This window comes from Methylophaga sp. UBA2496 (genome assembly GCF_002341635.1).
GTDB lineage: Bacteria > Pseudomonadota > Gammaproteobacteria > Nitrosococcales > Methylophagaceae > Methylophaga.
In genome coordinates, this window is the sequence record NZ_DDOK01000009.1 from 192,172 (window position 1) to 208,779 (window position 16,608).

Annotated in this window: 18 protein-coding genes; 1 reads left to right on the forward strand and 17 read right to left on the reverse strand. The window is 45.7% G+C overall.

Annotated elements, in window-relative coordinates; translation table 11 throughout:
• The first annotated feature begins 16 nt into the window (after window positions 1-16).
• Window positions 17-700 (forward strand): hypothetical protein, encoded by a 684-nt coding sequence (locus B2W60_RS14095; RefSeq protein ID WP_292358975.1) that lies wholly within the window; start codon window positions 17-19, stop codon window positions 698-700.
• Here the strand turns inward: B2W60_RS14095 and B2W60_RS14100 are convergent.
• The 17 genes from B2W60_RS14100 to B2W60_RS14180 form a co-directional block, all read right to left on the reverse strand.
• Entirely contained in the window at window positions 697-2,877 is a 2,181-nt protein-coding gene (locus B2W60_RS14100; protein ID WP_292358973.1) for a hypothetical protein, read from the reverse strand. The two genes, B2W60_RS14095 and B2W60_RS14100, sit on opposite strands and share 4 nt — an antisense overlap.
• Before the next feature lie 9 nt (window positions 2,878-2,886).
• Window positions 2,887-3,948 (reverse strand): LamG domain-containing protein, encoded by a 1,062-nt coding sequence (locus B2W60_RS14105; RefSeq protein WP_292358971.1) that lies wholly within the window; start codon window positions 3,946-3,948, stop codon window positions 2,887-2,889.
• On the reverse strand, window positions 3,948-4,346 hold the full coding sequence (locus tag B2W60_RS14110; protein WP_292358970.1) for a hypothetical protein: 399 nt from the start codon (window positions 4,344-4,346) through the stop codon (window positions 3,948-3,950). Before B2W60_RS14110 ends, B2W60_RS14105 begins: the two co-directional genes overlap by 1 nt.
• Window positions 4,347-4,356: 10 nt before the next feature.
• Window positions 4,357-7,935, reverse strand: coding sequence for a hypothetical protein (locus B2W60_RS14115; protein ID WP_292358968.1), 3,579 nt, complete (start codon window positions 7,933-7,935; stop codon window positions 4,357-4,359).
• A gap of 8 nt (window positions 7,936-7,943) precedes the next feature.
• Window positions 7,944-8,324 (reverse strand): hypothetical protein, encoded by a 381-nt coding sequence (locus B2W60_RS14120; protein ID WP_292358966.1) that lies wholly within the window; start codon window positions 8,322-8,324, stop codon window positions 7,944-7,946.
• Window positions 8,321-11,359, reverse strand: coding sequence for a tape measure protein (locus tag B2W60_RS14125; protein WP_292358964.1), 3,039 nt, complete (start codon window positions 11,357-11,359; stop codon window positions 8,321-8,323). The genes B2W60_RS14120 and B2W60_RS14125 overlap by 4 nt, the downstream gene beginning before the upstream one ends.
• Before the next feature lie 122 nt (window positions 11,360-11,481).
• On the reverse strand, window positions 11,482-11,982 hold the full coding sequence (locus B2W60_RS14130; RefSeq protein ID WP_292358963.1) for a hypothetical protein: 501 nt from the start codon (window positions 11,980-11,982) through the stop codon (window positions 11,482-11,484).
• Between the two features lie 8 nt (window positions 11,983-11,990).
• Window positions 11,991-12,236 carry a hypothetical protein gene (locus tag B2W60_RS14135; RefSeq protein ID WP_292358961.1) on the reverse strand — a complete coding sequence of 82 codons (246 nt, stop codon included), beginning with the start codon at window positions 12,234-12,236 and terminating at the stop codon, window positions 11,991-11,993.
• Window positions 12,237-12,268: 32 nt separating this feature from the next.
• Entirely contained in the window at window positions 12,269-13,021 is a 753-nt protein-coding gene (locus tag B2W60_RS14140; protein ID WP_292358960.1) for a hypothetical protein, read from the reverse strand.
• Window positions 13,022-13,064: 43 nt separating this feature from the next.
• Window positions 13,065-13,229 carry a DUF7210 family protein gene (locus B2W60_RS14145; protein WP_292358958.1) on the reverse strand — a complete coding sequence of 55 codons (165 nt, stop codon included), beginning with the start codon at window positions 13,227-13,229 and terminating at the stop codon, window positions 13,065-13,067.
• A gap of 12 nt (window positions 13,230-13,241) precedes the next feature.
• Complete coding sequence (locus B2W60_RS14150; protein WP_292358956.1) at window positions 13,242-13,655, reverse strand: hypothetical protein; 414 nt, start codon at window positions 13,653-13,655, stop codon at window positions 13,242-13,244.
• Entirely contained in the window at window positions 13,652-14,155 is a 504-nt protein-coding gene (locus tag B2W60_RS14155) for a hypothetical protein (RefSeq protein ID WP_292358954.1), read from the reverse strand. Before B2W60_RS14155 ends, B2W60_RS14150 begins: the two co-directional genes overlap by 4 nt.
• On the reverse strand, window positions 14,152-14,763 hold the full coding sequence (locus B2W60_RS14160) for a hypothetical protein (RefSeq protein WP_292358952.1): 612 nt from the start codon (window positions 14,761-14,763) through the stop codon (window positions 14,152-14,154). The genes B2W60_RS14155 and B2W60_RS14160 overlap by 4 nt, the downstream gene beginning before the upstream one ends.
• Entirely contained in the window at window positions 14,760-15,068 is a 309-nt protein-coding gene (locus B2W60_RS14165) for a hypothetical protein (RefSeq protein WP_292358951.1), read from the reverse strand. Before B2W60_RS14165 ends, B2W60_RS14160 begins: the two co-directional genes overlap by 4 nt.
• Window positions 15,065-15,487 carry a holin family protein gene (locus B2W60_RS14170; RefSeq protein WP_292358949.1) on the reverse strand — a complete coding sequence of 141 codons (423 nt, stop codon included), beginning with the start codon at window positions 15,485-15,487 and terminating at the stop codon, window positions 15,065-15,067. Before B2W60_RS14170 ends, B2W60_RS14165 begins: the two co-directional genes overlap by 4 nt.
• Window positions 15,472-16,083: a hypothetical protein gene (locus B2W60_RS14175; protein ID WP_292358947.1), complete on the reverse strand. Its 612-nt coding sequence runs from the start codon at window positions 16,081-16,083 to the stop codon at window positions 15,472-15,474. Before B2W60_RS14175 ends, B2W60_RS14170 begins: the two co-directional genes overlap by 16 nt.
• Entirely contained in the window at window positions 16,073-16,558 is a 486-nt protein-coding gene (locus B2W60_RS14180; RefSeq protein ID WP_292358946.1) for a hypothetical protein, read from the reverse strand. Before B2W60_RS14180 ends, B2W60_RS14175 begins: the two co-directional genes overlap by 11 nt.
• Between the last annotated feature and the right edge of the window lie 50 nt (window positions 16,559-16,608).

The following is a 16,608-nucleotide window of genomic DNA, read 5'->3' on the forward strand; positions in this document are numbered from 1 at the left end:
TAGAAGAAATGCCATATTGCTAACGCTATTTGGAATTTTTCTTGGTGGAATATTGGTATATCTTTCGCCCACATTTAAAAACCTTACTCTCAATATAGAGTTTAGCTCACATACCCCAAGTATAGTTATTGCAGTTTGTGCTCTAGTCGTAACAGTCTGGCAACTAAATAACAGCATTAAGCACAATAAACTTAATATGCTACCTAGATTACAAGTGCTGATACATTCTCCTACACAAGATCCTAAAAACAATGAACTTTTTGAAATTAGAATTATAAACAACGGGTTGGGACCTGCTGAAATTGATAAGGCTTATTTTGAATATACAAAAGAAAATAAAATAATCCCATTTAATCTAGATGTCGCAGGAATGGATCGATATATACAATCAGCTTTTATGGAAAATACCGACTCTGAAGATGTAGGTGAACTCTTAAAGGCAGTTCATACAAATTATATTCGACGTCCTTACCGAATTATTGAGTCTTTAGCAAAAGAGCAACTTATCTCTGCAAATGAGAAGATATGCATAATGAAGCTGTCTATTCCATCACCAGAATTAGTTGAAAATTTATCTGATGAAGATATGAGAACGATGCGTAACCAAGCAAAAGCAGCACTTAAAGCCACTAGAATAATCATAAAATATAACTCGTTATATGGTGATAGTTTTACTTTTGAAGATTTTCTTCAACACTAAATCACTACCTCTTCTTGAACCAAATTCGGCGCTTCACCTTGAATTTGCCCAGTGCGAATATAATATTCTTCCCCAACCGTTCCTGTGCCTCGCACATTCATCACGCCGCCATCAATCAATTGCATCACGCTGGCATTACCTGCAGTGCTGATTAGTGTGCCGATCAGTAAAGGATCTTTAGGCAGTAAACTTCTGAATGCTAACCATTGGTTGTTGGTTTCTTCACCGATAAACAGTGTCTGCAATACTTCAGGGCCTTGGCATGACACCTCGATACTGTTCACGATGCCTCTGGTTTCACCTTCGCCAATCTCTATGGCCACAAATGAACCGACTTCGATGAGGGGAATATCAATGCCATCCATGGGCAATTGAAAGCTTTCAATATCGGGTTGGATGTACTGGCCAGCTAACAAACGTTCACCTTTTGCCCTGACACCAATCACATCGGTCATCAGTTCATTGCTTTCTGTGGGGATTAACACATCACCGGCTGTGCCATTTAAACGGCAGAAACCTAATACCCCGGCTAATTCACCACCATGAACATAGACACCGTTGGCGGTTACTCGTGTCGTTGGTCGGTCAGTGACTTCAAGAAGTGGATCCGCTGTTACCGTGATATCTGGTGAGACGTTTTCATAATTCCAAGGTAATACTGGGTAACGCGGTATCACTTTAATCGTTTGCGAATCTCTAGCAGGAACCACGATCGCACCTGCAGCATCCGCAATATCAGCAATGGCCTGAATGGGGGTTCGGTTCTGGTAGCTATAGACCCCGCCAGGTACATTCCAGGTTACGGCTTGCCAATCTAATGTCCAGCCATTGGGTAAATGTAATTCGGCCAGTTGTTGTATGGCCAGCAAATCGCCTTGTGTGCCTGTTTCGGGCTGTCGATATGGCCCGGATAACAATGCACTGCCGCTACGACCAGAAATATCCACTGACTGGGATGCAAATCGCCGACGCTCTTTTACGGATTCAACCAGAATATGCCAGACATAACCATTGATGGTGATAATGAGTTTGACACTATCGCCATTGGGTAACGGTTTGACTAATGGCTTTTGAGTGACATCGAGCAGCTTTGCACTAAAGGACCAGGCAAAACTATCAGCATCAAAATTTAATTTTATGTCAGCCAGGTCAATTGGCGTCAGGTCTTCCAATGTCACGCTGATAGTATGTTTCATGGCGTACGTCTCCCGAATGGGTATTTCATAAGTCTCACCGGATGGTGGTTCTGGTTCTGGGTCTGGACGTGGTGGATCAATCCAGGGGCTTTTACCTGGCGGTGGTCGGCGAGCTATTTCGATGATTGAACACAATTTTATTTCCTGCCAGGCTGCAGGCTGCCAATGGCTATCAAATTCATTACGAATAACACCGAGATTGTGTCCACTGGCCAGATAAGTCGTCTGTCCAAATGTCCAGGCATACTCCGGCTGCAGATCATAATTATGTTGCTCAAAGCTGAAGCTGGTATTAGGTGTGTAGCGATATTCCGGGGGTGGCTCCAGCCATACCAATCGAGTGAAATCAAATTGATGACGGCTGCTATCTTGCAAAAGCACCAGCCAACGATCGGGATACACCTTTGTCATCTGCTGATGCACGACTGCATTACGGATATTTCGTACCAGGGTTGATTCATTACGAGCACATAGGCTACGTTCAGTTCGAGTGCCCTGCTCCCGAACCAATTCAGTTTTGCCCCGCACAGCTGTGGCTTGCTCGATATCGATTTGTAATTGGCCATCCATCCGGATCGCCTGGTCGGTTTCGAGCACTGCTTTTATATTCGCCGGTACCGTCTGTTGCTGAACGCTGATCGCCTTATGATCATTGCGTGTGGCTTGGTCTCGGCTTAAGAGCGATTGAAGCCCAACACCTGCAGTGGCATCTTGCCAGCGTATTTCTGGGCGCGTAGTAATAAACCGCTGAACATTAACGTCATACTCTGCAAGGAGACCACCAACCATATCCTCAAGAGTTGCCCCAATCTCTGCAAAAAACCGAACATGTTCCGCCTGGATACATGCAGACAGGCCATCCAATACCGCAGTAATGGTTGCGAGCGTTTCATCCGGGGTTTCGACAGTAAAATCAAATACTGTTGTGGGAGAATATGATCCACTTACAAAATCGAAAGTATTGCCCGGCGTATAGTCCATTACCCGGTCCTAAATAGCCGTAGGTATAAGCGGCCCATGTGTAATTGGTTGAACCATCCTCTCAACCAACTCCCATTGCACATCGCCATCAATTAAAGTTGCACCAGCTGGTGATGATGGCCAAAGTGGCTCCGTCTCATCTGACGTACCGGCAACAATACATCGATAATAATAGGGAGTTGTTGAGGGATCATTGGGAAAACAAAATTCACCCAAAACATAGTCATTATCAGGAAGCCATTGATCACCATAATCCGGGAGAACGGTTAAAATTTGTGGCCCACGACGACTGGGTGGAACTTGAATGTTAAATGAAGTTTCTGTAGTTGATATTAAGCTTGTCAACTCCCCCGTAATGGCATGGTGACAATGTATTTTCCAATTCTCTGCAGCTAAGTTTTCGTCGATAACACCATTAATTTGTGTATACGTAAATTCATCTAACAGCGCCAAAACTTGTGCTGTTGAGAGACCTACTTCATACAATCTCACTTCGTCCAAAATACCATCGAACGGTAAATCGTTTAAGCTTATGCGGCCACTTAATCTTAAGTTATTGTTGTAAGTCCCTCTTACATAACCATCCTGAAAACCAATCAATTCACCATCTATATAGGCTCGAAAGCCATCATCATCTTCAATAAGACAGGCATGGTGGAACTTATCATCACAGTAATCGATTAAGGACCCTTCAGGAGTTCCAATTGAAACACCTGCCCCAGTGTTATTACGGGCAAAAAATTGAACGCGGTCATTAATAAATAACATCCCTCTATATGATGCTGAGTTTGGTACAGAAGTTTGTTGTTGCGACCAAAGCACTTCGATTGCGGACGGAAGCCCATCTCGCTTAAAGAATAGAGACATGCTTATATCATCAGACGGACCAGCATTAGTCTCCATTTTGGAATTAGGGACGCTATAAAATCGAATACCGTTGTTAAACCAACCTGGTACTTGATCGGCGTTAGTTTTTGTCCCGTTGAAACTTCCGACTTCATCTGTAACTGTATTGCCGACTATGGTTTCGAAATTCCAATAGGCCTTCAGACCAACTGTTGGGATAGCCACTATAAATTGCCCTCTGAAATTGTCCCGCCTAATACCCTCAAAACCCCTCCAGCCAATACATCCACGGTATTTAAAATAATTTCAGCACCAGATCCTGTTAAGCCACAGCCAAGATCCATCACAAATCCATCTTCAGAATCATATGCTCGTGCCCAGGTCACTTGGCCAGAATCATCTGCAGCAATATCATCCTGAATTTCATCAAATGTCAGCGTGCCATTCTCAACATCACCACAAGGGTCACTGAACATGCAGGTGGCTAAAAGCGTTTGATCGGTTATTGCTGCAGCAGTTGATGGCCGTGTGCCAGAATAGAATTCAATGAGGCCGCCATTTAATGCATTCGCTAAAAGCGACATTCTTGCGGTTCTGAGATTAGTTGATAAACCGATACCCATGACTCAGATCCTATGGTGTATCGATATCGCCGCGGATTTCGAGGCAGAAAGTATAGTTATCATCAGTGGCTTCACCTTGAGCGATAGATTGAATGATCCAGACAGGTGCATTTGCAGCGATGGTGTTAAACCTCAACACATTGCCACTTGACCAACCCGCACCCCAGCCTTCGCTTGGCAATGTGAAATAGGGCTGTGATGTATTAGGATTTATGGGCGATATATCCGAGCTGATTGAAACTGCAGACAAAATCTGACCGACATTCTCACCCACGACATTTACCGTGTTCGCACTGGTAAAAATTAATGCCCAGCGTTCTTGAATGGCACTCGCGTTGTCTACTTCAATGGGATATTGACCATTGTTATATTGACCGACGGTATCTGAGCCTATTCGCTGATCAGACCAAACGCCCGTCCAGGTTTGCTGATCAAATGGAACACTGGTTCGTGCAAACATGTCGCCATAAACGATCGCATTTGAGACTAAGGTTTCGCCCAATTCATAATCGTGAGTTAACGGCTGAGATAACCCAAGTCGACCAGTAATCTGAACATCTGTTAAAACAGCCATATCTTCAATACGATCAGTGATCGTTAATGGTTGAGACACGCCTGACAAATCAACCCAATCAATTAAGCCCGTATTGAGATCGACGGAATAACGATTGGCTTCCAGCTCTTGATTAGCACTGTCTCGGATTGAGAGTTTGGCAATTCTGATGCGCCCTAAATCGGTTTGTTGTCCATTAGTGAATGTACCAACAGTAGTCTGATCATTCAGTATTACGACTACATCACCAGGCGCATAAACAGGAATGCGTCCGTCTTGTGGCAGCCTGACCGGATTGAGGCCTAGGATAGTTGCATCGAGAGGTAAGAATGTTTGGCTTACTGCGTTGAAAAAGATAGTGTCAGCATAAACATGGCTGGGCCGGAAAATCATCCCATCTTCATCTACTGCAGATGGATCGAACCATTCCTCACCCTCATTACCTGCAGCAACCACCCATTCACCAAACCGAAGAAACACAACACCGGTTTCATAGGTAATTCGACCCACCATACCCGTGCCATTAATGTAACCCGTTTCATCTGCAGTGGCTGTGATTTGCCCGCCACCATCAATGGGGACGGCTCGTAATTGGAAGCTCTGGGGTCTAACTGGAGCACTTGGTATACGAAACACCATCGAAGCAACGGGTTCTTTACCAACCTGAGTAGTCAGTGAAAGTAAATCAATATCGTTTACGGATCCGGTGGCCCATGAGTTCAGAACAATATTACCGGTTGAGTAATCGATGGTACCGGCATAAGTGCCTGCACCCGTAACCGGGCTGATGTTGGCATACAGCTGCCCGTTTCGATCGATATAGGTATCACCACCAAATCTGAATCGAACACTGCCAGGAACGATTGCTTCGGCATAGCCATTACTCAAGTCCAATTCAATTGCACTTAACGTAATAGTTTCCGTCTCAGCTTGTGGCGAGTCTGTCAGTCGGTATCTGACGGTGACGCTTCCACTGCCATCCTGAGGGAAATACACAGGCCGATTATCATTAACAATGTGGCTAAGCTTTGACTCATAAAGTAATCTAGCCGTCCAAATAGTGGATGGCGGTATCTGATAGTATTCTTCCCCAACCACCACATTCTGATAAACCGGTATCGGTAGACCAATGGTGACATCAGGCTTAAATGTGATGATGCCATCAGCATAATCCACTACTGAACCCGCAATTCCTTGCAAAGCACCTGAACCGTTATCCTGCTTAATTTGGTTGCCGGTCACATTTTGCTGTAACAGGCCAATGGTGCTGCTTACTTCTTCAATATCACCGGTGACATTCCATGACACCTCAATGGAGTTAGGTACCAAATCGGCTACGTCGAGATCTAATACCAGTTCATCAGATGGATTTTTTAACGGTGCATTAAATGTCTGTGAAAAAGCATCGCCGTATTGATAATTGATTTCAAAATCCGTTCCGCCCAATGGCAAGGTATTGGGCCAAAACTCCAATTCACCGGTGGCATGGTTTATATAACCACTGCCATAACCACTTAATGATCCATCGCTTGCTGCGGTAATTGTTCTGTTGGTACCGTCACTCCATTCAATGGTAAGCGTGCCGGGTGCTACGCCTTGATGCTGCAATTGGTGTTTAATTGCAAAGGGATCGGGTGCGATATCTGACCGATTGAAATATCTGGCATCACGTCCCCAGGTAATAATGATTTCGCTATTAGCATCGGGTAATGCAGCAAATGTGACCGAGAGTGTTCCGGTGGCATAATTAACGTTGCCTGAACCGATCCCCGCTTCCTGTCCAGCGAGTCCACCACCACCGTTGTCATATAGGGTGTACCAGTTTCCCAGGGCACGATAACTGACCTGTATTGAACCGGGTTTAGGTGCCGGTGTGATGGTATGTGTCCAGACCAGCCCGCGGTTATCTTCAGTAACCGCCAACATGGCTGTATCTGCAATTTTTACCGGTGATGCGGCCGGTAAAAAGCTGATTGTTTTCGTTCCACTATAGGTAGGAGAGCTTGCCGCAAACGTTAAGGTACCATCCGCATAATTAATCACCCCTATTGTGTTGGCGCCAATTCGTAACTGACCACTATCATCGGTAATTGTGCCACCAGAAATAGTGATAGAGAGCGAGCCTGGTGTGCAGGGATTACCCAAATAAATAACGCTATTTGCTTGAAAGACCGAGCTGGTTGTAAAAGAAACATTTGCACTGGCCGAAGGCGTCAGAGTAGCGGTATACCCATTCGGATCCGCATCAGTGATAGCCAACTCTTGTGTTGAGCTGGGTATGACCTGCGAATAAACACTGTCTACTCGAAGGCTTAAGTCACCCACTTCTGCATCAATAGCGAGCGGACGTGCTGAAAAATACTTTGCAGCATTGGCAACAATCGTTTGTTTGATGGTGGCCGTTGGCGTAATCGTGTCATATCGTGTGACTTGAGCACCTACGAAATCAAAACTTAACGGCTGGGATATTTCAATCGTTAATATCCGTCTTCTGAATACCCCTTGTTGATCCGTAAAGGTTTGAACCTCTTCGTCCAATCTCACGATTTTGATGAATTGATTCTGGGTGTCATTGCTTTGGGTTAAATAGAGCACTTCCCCAATGCCTGGTATAGGGGACGTTTCAGACTGAAAAATCGTGATGACCTTGCTGTCTTTGTATTGCGTAGCCCATAAAAACCCGATGTAATCCGCGCCTTTCGCACGATAGTTTTCCACCCTGCTCTGGGCGACGGGACGGCGATCAAACCAATCCTGGGTATTAAATAGGTTGACACCAATTTTTTGATCACCAGGCAATTTGCTGATGATGACATGGGCACCAAAATATTTATCCTGTGTTTGTGTAAACACACCGGGAAAGACTTTACGCATATGCACAGCACCATAAACCCGGTCCAAAGTGCTGATATCTTCAAAAATATTGTTTGATTCGCCATCGATGATGACATTCCCTGTCATTCCACCACCGCCTTCCTCTACGTCGGCCATGGTGTCGGATTCGAAAATCTTAATATCTTGAGACTGAATGGGCATAAATGCTCCTAAACTTCTATTAGCCGTATAGTTACGCTATACCGGTCATCTGATTGAGGATTGGCAAAATCGGCGACTTGTCGACCTTGCACTGGGCTGCTATCACGCATAAACCGAACGTTGTAATCCGTTCCGTGATAATTCAGCGTCAGGTTTTCAGCTGCTGTTTGGGATAGCAGTCGCAACGATTCCAAGGTCGCCTTAGTAACCCATGCATAATCGTTTCCACCAACGAGGGTTATGGGCCGACCTTTTAGCTGTGCTGCCTCTTGAATGATCAATGCACCAGTTAAAGACTTATTGATGGTTTGTTCGACGGGAGACCAATCATATTCATCAACCCACAACAGATCAGATGGCAGCTCGATCGCATTAAGAAAAATACTCATCTGGTACGAGCTCCACTGGTACGCAAAATATCGATGACGTTTTCGGCTTCTGATTCGGGAGCAATAACAGTCGCTGTCTGTCCATCAGGTCCCGTAAATTGCAAATTAACAACACGGGCCGGTGCACTAGCTTGAGTATTGGTTGTTGATTGTGCTGATGGCGAGGATGCAGAGCCGGGCTGTTCACTTTGAGCCTGTGTTTCTTGCTCAGTTTTACGAATATTTTGCTGCTTAACTGAGTTAATCCGGCTGAGTAAATCTAACGATTTTTGATAGTTTGCTACAGCTTCTCGATTACCCTCAGCCTCTGCAGTATTTATTTTGTCTAAAATATCAAGGCGACGTTGCTCATATTGCAGCTGCTGTTGTTTTTGCTGATCGCCTTGCAGGCTGGCTAATTCACCCTCTAACCCAGCCAGTTCACTTCGGGCAGATCGTGTTTCGTTATTGATAGATTCAATACGGCTTTTAACTTCGGACAAGGCTGATTGGAGTTGGCTCAGTGATTGATTGTTAAGACGATCACCATTCTGAATGGCATCTTCAAGTTGTGTTTTGTATGACTGAAGTGATTGCTCGGATGTATTTACATCAGTGGTCACTTGGGTAACCGCTTTCGCCAGCCCTTGTGCCTCTCTGTTAGCGTTTAAATATTCCTTGGCGGTTGACTCTACCGCTTTGAAATACTTAACCAGGTGAGACATTCCATAGCCATAGGCCAGGTCAGATTTATTAACCTCATCCCTGGCAAGCTGCAATGCTTCGGCTTCTTCTTTTGCCGCCCCTGCGAGTTCTTGCCTTACAGCAACCACCCGGACAGCATTTTTTGATTCAGCATCGCCCTTTTCTTCAGACGCAGCGGCAGCTTCTCGCTCGGCTTCAGCTTGTTTTTTGGTGGTATCAATCAGTTCTTTTTTCTTGCGGTCGACTTCAGACATGACCTGCAAGTACTCTTCAGCACTGAGTTTTCCCTCCTGCCAGGCTAATGCTGCAGCATTGCCAACATCCTGAAGCTGAGAAATGGTTGAAGAGGTATTAATGTCGCCACCAAAGTCACTAATTAATGCTTTGGCTGCCTGTAATCGTTTATCGAGTGATTCCGCCGCTATCTCGATATCTGCAAATGAGTTTTTCAGATCCGCTGAGGAAAGACGTCCTTCTTTCCCTAATTCAGTAATTCTGTTTTTAAGCTCGGTTACACCTTTTGTTGTTTCAATGGCATTTAAAGCAGAGACGAATGAGGCGCGGAGCTCTTCAGAAGTGGTCGCTGATCGAGAGGATAACGTATCAAACAATTGGATCGCGTCGGCCCCAGCTTGACTAAGTCCACTGCGGAATATTTCGGTATCAACATTTAACCTTCTGAACACTTCTCCTAATAGTGCACTTTCCATATCCACTGCTTTGAGCGGTTCGATATAACCATCTTCAACAGCTTTATCAAATCCAGATACAAGATCATTAAGTGAATTAGCTGATAATCCCTCCAGTGATTTTGATAACCCATCCGTACTGTTAGCCATACTATCGAGCTGAGTGGCAGCTTCTTTAGCCGCTTGAGCGTTGGCTAATAAGGCTTGAGCTTGAGCGTCGATATCGGCATCAATGCCTTCTAATTCAGACTGATATTCACGTTCCGCTTCAGCCAATTCATCGACGGCTTCGGTAGCACGCTCAAAAGTTCTGTTTTGTTCATCCCAAACGATCAAACCATCTTCAACGGCCTGGCGTAAATCATGTGATGTTTTGACCGTTACACCTAGCTTTTCAGAAAGCTCTTCATAAATTTTGGCTGTTTCAGCCTGATATTTGGTTACTTCAGCCTGCCTTACAGATAATGCCGAGTTGGCTTCGTGCAGATCCCAAACCTTTCCCGCAACATAGCCAATTCCAACGGCAATTGCACCCCAACCGGTTCGCACTAATGCAGCTGTGAGTGCTTTTGTTGATGCAGCTGCAGCTGTTGCAGCTGTGGCCATGCCATAAAAGTTTTGAATCATAGCGCCAAACTTAAGCGCAATAAAAACTTTGCCTAAAGCTATTAACTCAGAGCTCAGACTAACGGTGAGGGATACGAATTGTTTAACCGCCTGACCAGCTTGGACAATACGATCGGATATATCTTTTGCATATTGTTGAAGACGCCCATCCTGGGCCATTTCTTTTATCTGATCACGTAGATCTCGTAATTCGTTTTTGAAATATTCCAATGCACCTTGCTCGGATATTTCATTGAGGAATGCTACGAATTCATCTTTTAAGTTTGAGACTAAACCACGGGTATCTTCCATCTGTTTGGAAGCAGCTCCCAACGATGAACTTCCAATTTCATTTATTAATGCTCGAATTGCATCACGGCCAAGTTCACCATTTCGGCTCATGTCTTCTATTTGATCAGAAGTAATGCCTAATGCTTTACTCAAAAGGTCATATACAGGAACGCCGCGCTCAACAAGCTGCAAGGTTTCTTCCGCTTGCAGTTTTTGTTTTGCCCAGGCTTGGCCAACAGCGATAATGATGCCGTTGAGTCGTTCCTGCCCCCCGCCAAGCTTCTCGTTCTGATCAACAAGCGCCTGCAGCGTCCCATCCATCGGATCAAGGCCAAAGGCTTTCAAGCGGGTGAAAGCATTAGCCACATCATCCAGTTGAGCAGGGGTGTTTTTAGTGAATTCTTTAATCCACTCAAGTGCTTCATCAGCGGCTTCTGAGCTACCGGTTAATGCTTCTAATTGAGTATTAAGAGATTCAAACCGAGAACCGGTTGTTAGTACTGACGTTAAACCTTGTTTAAGTTTCGCCAGGCCAAAACCCGCCGCAATAAATGCAATGAGTCGCTTGGTAAGGCCTGATAAGGCACCGGAAAGTGTTTCTGATTGGCGACCTGTTGCTTCAGCTGTATCGCCAAGGTCTTCTACGGGCGCTTTGGCTTCACGGCTTCGATCGCCAAAATTGCGCACGGCATTGCCAACCTTGGCCATTACGCCACTGGCTGCATCGCGTGCTCTGAGTAAGATTTCAACTACTTTATTTGCCATGTGCAGTCCAAAAAAAAAGCCACGGCTGAGAGAGGAACCGTGGCTTTTAGTGGTGCGATGCCTTTTATCGATCAGGCATCAGTATTCTGGTTTTACACAAGCAAATCAGGGGTGAATCAGGTTTAAATAGCGCCATCCCATTGTTTTAAAATTTCACGCAGCACTTCAATTCGCTGCAATAGCAGCTCTCGATCTTTCATCATTCCCTCTGCAGTGCTAAAGGTTGACCTTGGATCTTGCGTTTTAAGCAAATTTTCCAGCCTGGTTAATAATCCATAAAGTTCAGCTTTAGTGGGTTTATCCGGAGGATCTTCAAGCGTAGGATCATTTGGTTGGATGTAGTTGATTACAAGGTTATCCGGGTGATCAGGTTTGTCATACCAGATCAACCCAACCGAGCGATTTTGTTGATCACAAATGCTTGGTTGGATTAATTCCGTATTCTCAGATTCAACTTGACGACATGATGTAGTGACTGAGTAATGAACGAAGTTCGCCTGATGCCATTTACGGCCATCTTCTGAGTACCAAACAGGGTCATCCCACGTGAGATGACCCATATCTGGAAACTCTGCCCCCCAAACTAAAAAAGGTGTTGCCAATAGTATTAATAACGTTTGCATACATAACCTCATAAAGATGAATTTTGGCGACGTTCAAACAGCATTACCTTGAGTTTTAATTGGTGTTTCTTTTTATAACCGGCATAGCCTGTCTGGAGATCGTCAGGCATGGAATATCGCCCCTGGCGAACAGGAGCAGAGTTTTCAAACTCTAAAAAATACCCCTCATAAAAGTCATCCAAATCCCGACAGATACACGGAATCATTACTTTATGGCCATTATTTTCAGCGATGACTGATACGATTAAACTCATAAAAAATCCCGCCATCCTTGGCAGGAATACCATTAACTAGTTGTTAAGCCATAATCCACGGTATAAGGCGCATTTTTACCCTGTAACGTATTCATCGTGCCGCTCATCTCCAGCAGAACAAATTCATCGGACATGAAATCAACTTCAGATTCAGCTGCCACTACTGCCTCATCAACGGTAATTGAAAGCTCTTTACCATCGGCAAGGTTACGTCCATCCAAGATGAATTCACCACGCACTTCTGGCCGTGTTGAACCATTGATTCGGCTCCCGGCAATAGGTCCGTGGTCATAATCCAGAGTGACCACCTCACCTTCAGTAATAGCACCACTACTAAGCGCCAAAATCAGGCCCAGTGAATAGTTGATTTCGTAGTCTGTGCCTTCTTCAAACACCGTTACTTCATCCGCGCCGGTGACCACTACACTTTCGGCTGTAATGTTTTTATGATCCAACTTCACAAACCGATCACCTTTAGTGGTGACTTCTTCATCCGTGACGCTTCCTGCCGTGACATCGATAGTTTCCAAGTCACCCATCAGTGCAATAGCCAGCGACTCACCATCAACTTCACCGATTGAGATACCCAGCACCGTAGGCTGTGGTAAGACGACCGTATCGGTAACCTGTCCATATTTACCTTTATCTTTTGAGCGGTTTTCCAGCCGTTCAGATGCTGGTTGAATACTAAAGCGTGTCACACCAGGGACTCTCACAATGCCCTGTGCAACCCCGTTAACTTTTCGATTGAGGTACAAAGTGCCCTCTGCGATTAACCCTGCCATGATGCTGACTCCTATTTAAATTAAACAATGTTTCCGCTGTTGATTAAGCAGCCGATTTATCAATGATTCCGCGTTTTTGAAGCCATGAAACTTGCCGGGATGTAACCTTGATTTTATCGCCCGGTTCTTTGTCTTCACCGGCATGCTTGTGGTGTTTCACCAAGGTGACTTCTACCTTTTCAGGTTTTGTAGTGGTTTTTGTAGCCATGAAAATGCCTCTTTATTGCCAGGAAATAACAACAGCCGTGCGGCTGCCGACCATGGGGCGGAAGATATCGCCATCTGGTTCGGCCCGCCCCGGCCGGACACGGATCTTCTTGCCGTCAATTCGCTGATCACCGGCACCAAAACGATTAATGGCTGTGATAACACGGCCTTCCAGATCGGCAAGTTTTTGATAACCAATCATTGGATCGACCGCTTCATCATCCACTTCCCAACACTCAACCCAGATCGTCAGCTCATTAACTGAGCCAGGTTCATTGGTTTTGGGTTGGGATGGGCCACGAATAAGTCGAACTTCTGGTTCGGTCGGTACCGGTACCAATGCACCTGCCCGAATACCTATGCCAGAAAGATTTTCATCAGTTTTTAACGCTGCGAGCATGGCAGTCATAACTAAAAACCAGTTCATAAGCCCGCCTCAGCCAAAATTTTCCCGGCGGCAGTTGAGACCAACGCATTTAACCGATTTTGAGGGAAGCCGCTGTCTGCAATCTTTTGCACAAAAGGTTGTTTTGGTGTGCCACGCTGCAAAATCTTGCGTTGAATCGCAAAGGTCAGATCTTCTATTGACCAGTTTGGGTTACGTGGCTGAATACCTTTTCGCTTAACCCAGGCCAATAAATCCATGAATGGTGCAAAACCGCCGCCACGTGTGCCTTCATGAACGTATTCAGCATAGTCCGTGTGAGGCGCAATCAGCCATTGCATTTCTTCCAGTTTTTCTGGATAAAAACTATTCCGTAACTGTCCAAATGCCGTTGGAAATTCGCTGTCGGTGCGGATCTTGTCGCTGGTCTCAATCGCAGCCCTTTGCACGGCCTGATCGATCCGTTGAGGCGCGATGCTGGCCGCTTTCATAAGTGCCTGGGCGGCGGCTCTGGCTTGAACCTCAATCGTAAAGCTGCTCATCGCATCCGCTCCAGTTGACTGTTCAATGCAGTCAGGGCAGCGCTTGGAGTCATGTTTGAATTCACTGCACCCATGCTTCGCTGAAGTGATACGGGTTCAGTAACACCTGAAGCCACCAATTCTGTCATGGCTTCAATAAGTGCCAACAGCAAAAACAAATCTTGATCCGCTGGACGTATAGTGCTCTCAGCCTCTTCGTCACTAAGGCGATGCAATGCTAGATAAAACAATGGATATTCAGTGCCAAAGCAGCTGATTTGTTCGATAGTGGGGGCTGGATGCAGATTGATCATCTGCTGCCCATCCAGTTCAAACTGCCCTATTTTTGGCAGCGGTCCGTATCCCGGCTGCCAGGGTTGTAGTTTTTGCACACCCCATCGACTGATGGTTGGTGCCAACATGTCGTTTGGCGCTGGATAGTTTGCAACACCCGCTTGCAGACTCAAATGAGCAACCAAGGTGCGCCGGCGAATTTTGGAAAACCCCGGCAAGGCCTTATCAAAATGCCGTTTCAAATCAGCATCGTCGGCCGCTGCAAACTTCTTCGCAGACGCGCCTAATCCTGCCTTATGGCTGGTCAGTAATGCAGTGAGCGTTAAGCCGTTCAAATTAAGCCCGCCTTTAGAGCTGCAAAACCCAATCCTAAAGTGGCGGTTACCAATACCCATACGAGGCGTTCGGAATTCCCAATTCTGGTGTTGTTCACACCGGCATTGTTTTCTAGGCTTCTTACCCGTTTTTCAAGATCATCAGTTTCTATGGCCACTCTGTTAACCAGTTCACTGATTGAGTTAAATTTTCCATCCAGACGCACCAGTTCGACCAGTGCTGTCGATATCTCTTTAATATCACTGCGGATAGCCTTGAATTGGTCGCTCATCTCTTGCCGAATCCGGTTAAGATCTTCACTCACTTAGCCACTCCCTTTGCTTTTTCATAAGTTCGCATACCGCCATACCCTACAAACCCTGTTGTGAAGGTCCACCAAAGCTCTTCTGGAATAGCTTTAAATCCCGCGCTGACATTTTCATAAAACTGTTGCATCTCCACAGGGAAAAACACCCCCACAAACGGTGCAATAATTACCAACGAAATCAAGATGAAATAAAACACATACAAAAATGACGGCCGTGCACGGCTGGTCCATGGATCTGCTGAATTGGCCTCAGCCATAATGGCCGCCATACGGGTTTCCAGCTCGGCCATTTCGCCACGTTGTTGCATGGCCAGCAGCTCCTGCTGGGCTTTGGCCTTGGCTTCTGGATCTGGAATGAGTTTGTCGATCAGCTTGCCGCCGATATCCAACAAACTGCCTGCTACGAGGTTAAACATAGTTGTGCCTCCGTTAGCAGTGAATAGCTGAAATACGCGCCATACTGATTTACCGAGACAGCGGCCAGCGCCATCAGCAAGTCAAAATCAAGTGGCGATGGAATAACCTGGCATCCAGCAGACCACTTGCCGACTATTGATGACGGCATGTTTTCATTCGCTCGGTGCAAGTTGATACCAAATAATCCGGTGTCGGTTGGTACGTTTTCGGTATCCAGTGTTTTATCTTGGTTGCTGTCGCGATAGACAGTCATTTCTTTGCACTGCACTAACGCTTTGTATTTACCCTGGTGAGTGCCTATACGCCAGCATCCAGGATAATGACCAGGTACCAGCACGGCGGTACCCAATGTATTAATCGGGTTTTCTCGGTAATGCTCGCCTGGGTCGGTGGTAAAGCTGAAAAAATGCAAATGCCAGCGGCCGGCAACCATATACAAAATCAGTAACGCATCATTAAAACGATTTGAATCGTGGTCGGCAGCACGTACACCGACCAGATTCAAGTTGTAATCGCCCTGATAAACCGGATAGCCCATACCTTCCATGATGGTGATCAGGGCTTCGGGGGTTAGCCTGGTTAAACTAGCCAACACTTGGCTCACCATTAGCCACATGCATTAAGGGAACATCAATAATGTTATTTAAGATGTACTGGTCGACAGTAGTTACTTTCGAACCATTGATCTTGTGTAGTTTTTGATATTTTTCAAAACCTGATAGATCGGGATCACTCATAATTTCGGCACGACGCAACAGCTCTTCATTTGCTGCTTTCAGCAACGTTGAGCGGTTTTGCTGCATGCCTTCAATGATCTGCACTTGTTCCAAATCTGCATTACTCAGCAAATGTAATTTGGCGGTAACTTCTTTAACCGAACCAGTCAGCAGCGTTTTAATGGCCGCATTTGGATCGACTTCAATTGGTTTTTCAGCTGGTTTAGCACCTGGTTTTAAATGCGCCGGTAAATCACGCGCATGAAAATAGCGTACTTCACCTGGTGGAATCATTCGGCCGGCGACAGGCTTGGGAAACTTACCGGTATTTTCAATGGGAATTAAATCTTGCATGGCTCACCTCAATAGAAGTGTCCCGCCCTGCCATCAGGGCGGGACGGGTT

Bases quoted from the DNA above. Each gene is read 5' to 3' on its own strand.
- B2W60_RS14110 (WP_292358970.1), bottom strand. From the start codon at position 4,346: ATGGGTATCGGTTTATCAACTAATCTCAGAACCGCAAGAATGTCGCTT.
- B2W60_RS14100 (WP_292358973.1), bottom strand. From the start codon at position 2,877: ATGGACTATACGCCGGGCAATACTTTCGATTTTGTAAGTGGATCATAT.
- B2W60_RS14155 (WP_292358954.1), bottom strand. From the start codon at position 14,155: ATGAGCAGCTTTACGATTGAGGTTCAAGCCAGAGCCGCCGCCCAGGCA.
- B2W60_RS14170 (WP_292358949.1), bottom strand. From the start codon at position 15,487: ATGTTTAACCTCGTAGCAGGCAGTTTGTTGGATATCGGCGGCAAGCTG.
- B2W60_RS14130 (WP_292358963.1), bottom strand. From the start codon at position 11,982: ATGCAAACGTTATTAATACTATTGGCAACACCTTTTTTAGTTTGGGGG.
- B2W60_RS14125 (WP_292358964.1), bottom strand. From the start codon at position 11,359: ATGGCAAATAAAGTAGTTGAAATCTTACTCAGAGCACGCGATGCAGCC.
- B2W60_RS14140 (WP_292358960.1), bottom strand. From the start codon at position 13,021: ATGGCAGGGTTAATCGCAGAGGGCACTTTGTACCTCAATCGAAAAGTT.
- B2W60_RS14150 (WP_292358956.1), bottom strand. From the start codon at position 13,655: ATGAACTGGTTTTTAGTTATGACTGCCATGCTCGCAGCGTTAAAAACT.
- B2W60_RS14115 (WP_292358968.1), bottom strand. From the start codon at position 7,935: ATGCCCATTCAGTCTCAAGATATTAAGATTTTCGAATCCGACACCATG.
- B2W60_RS14180 (WP_292358946.1), bottom strand. From the start codon at position 16,558: ATGCAAGATTTAATTCCCATTGAAAATACCGGTAAGTTTCCCAAGCCT.
- B2W60_RS14120 (WP_292358966.1), bottom strand. From the start codon at position 8,324: ATGAGTATTTTTCTTAATGCGATCGAGCTGCCATCTGATCTGTTGTGG.
- B2W60_RS14135 (WP_292358961.1), bottom strand. From the start codon at position 12,236: ATGAGTTTAATCGTATCAGTCATCGCTGAAAATAATGGCCATAAAGTA.
- B2W60_RS14145 (WP_292358958.1), bottom strand. From the start codon at position 13,229: ATGGCTACAAAAACCACTACAAAACCTGAAAAGGTAGAAGTCACCTTG.